This window comes from Flavobacterium lacus (assembly GCF_003268815.1).
Classification (GTDB): Bacteria; Bacteroidota; Bacteroidia; order Flavobacteriales; family Flavobacteriaceae; genus Flavobacterium; species Flavobacterium lacus.
This window is the reverse complement of record NZ_QLSV01000034.1, coordinates 1-1,755: the sequence shown is the minus strand read 5'-3', so window position 1 is coordinate 1,755 and position 1,755 is coordinate 1. Positions and strand designations below refer to the sequence as shown.

Annotated in this window: 1 pseudogene; it reads left to right on the top strand. The window is 47.4% G+C overall.

The features are described 5' to 3' along the window. Positions 1–1,755: pseudogene (locus tag B0I10_RS15735) on the top strand (hypothetical protein); the annotation flags it as partial.

The window sequence follows — 1,755 nt, the reverse complement described above, 5'->3', positions numbered from 1 at the left end:
GCGAGTGTTACGGTAGGAGTAGAGCCAATTCCAAATCCAGGCACAGCAGGTACAGCCGAATTTTGTGCAAACGGAGCACCACAAGATTTATTCAATTCTTTAGGCGGAACTCCTGATGTAGGTGGAACCTGGTCACCACCACTTGCGAGTGGCACAGGCGTTTTCGACCCAAGTCAAGATATAGCAGACGTTTATACTTATACCGTTGGCGGACTAGGAGAATGTGATCCACAAAGCACAACGGTAACGGTAACCATCAATCCAATCCCAAATGCAGGAACCGATGGAGCCACAATAGTTTGTGAAACCGACGCAAGTTTTGATCTATTCACACTATTAGGAAACAACCCGGATACAGGTGGGACTTGGTCACCGCCGTTAGCGAGTGGCACAGGAATTTTCGACCCAAGTCAGGATGCAGCAGACACGTATACTTATACAATCACCGGCACGCCACCATGTGCAAATAGCACCGCGAGTGTTACGGTAGGAGTAGAGCCAATCCCAAATCCGGGCACAGCAGGTTCAGCACCATTTTGTGAAAATTCACCAGCAGATGATTTATTCAATTATTTAGGAGGAACTCCTGATGCAGGTGGAACCTGGTCACCACCTTTAGCGAGTGGCACAGGTGTTTTCGACCCGACTCAAGATGCAGCAGGCGTTTATACGTACACGGTAAATGATTTAGGTCCATGTGATCCGCAAAGCACAACGGTAACAGTAACCATCAATCCAATCCCAAATGCAGGAACCGATGGAGCCACAATAGTTTGTGAAACCGATGCTGCAGTCGATTTATTTACCTTACTTGGAAACAACCCCGAAGTAGGCGGAAGTTGGTCACCGCCGTTAGCCAGTGGCACCGGTGTTTTCGACCCCGCCCAAGATACAGCAGGCGTTTACACCTATACGATTATTAGCACACTACCTTGTGATAATAGTTCAGCTACAATCACAGTAACGGTTAATCCAATACCAAATCCAGGCACAGCAGGTTCAGCACCATTTTGTGAAAATTCACCGGCAGATGATTTATTCAATTATTTAGGAGGAACTCCTGATGCAGGTGGAACCTGGTCACCACCGTTAGCGAGTGGTACAGGTGTTTTCGACCCGACTCAAGATACAGCAGGCGTTTATACGTACACGGTAAATGATTTAGGTCCATGCGACCCGCAAAGCACAACGGTAACGGTAACCATCAATCCAATCCCAAATGCAGGAACCGATGGAGCCACAATAGTTTGTGAAACCGACGCAAGTTTTGATCTATTCACACTATTAGGAAACAACCCGGATACAGGTGGAACTTGGTCACCGGCTTTAGCGAGTGGCACAGGAATTTTTGACCCAAGTCAAGATGCAGCAGACACGTATACTTATACAATCACCGGCACGCCACCATGTGCAAATAGCACAGCGAGTGTTACGGTAGGAGTAGAGCCAATTCCAAATCCAGGCACAGCAGGTACAGCCGAATTTTGTGCAAACGGAGCACCACAAGATTTATTCAATTCTTTAGGAGGAACTCCTAATGCGGGTGGAACTTGGTCACCACCACTTGCGAGTGGCACAGGCGTTTTCGACCCAAGTCAAGATATAGCAGACGTTTATACTTATACCGTTGGCGGACTAGGCGAATGTGATCCACAAAGCACAACGGTAACGGTAACCATCAATCCAATCCCAAATGCAGGAACAAGTGATGCTACTGTTTTATGTGAAACCGATGCTGCAGTCGATTTATTTACC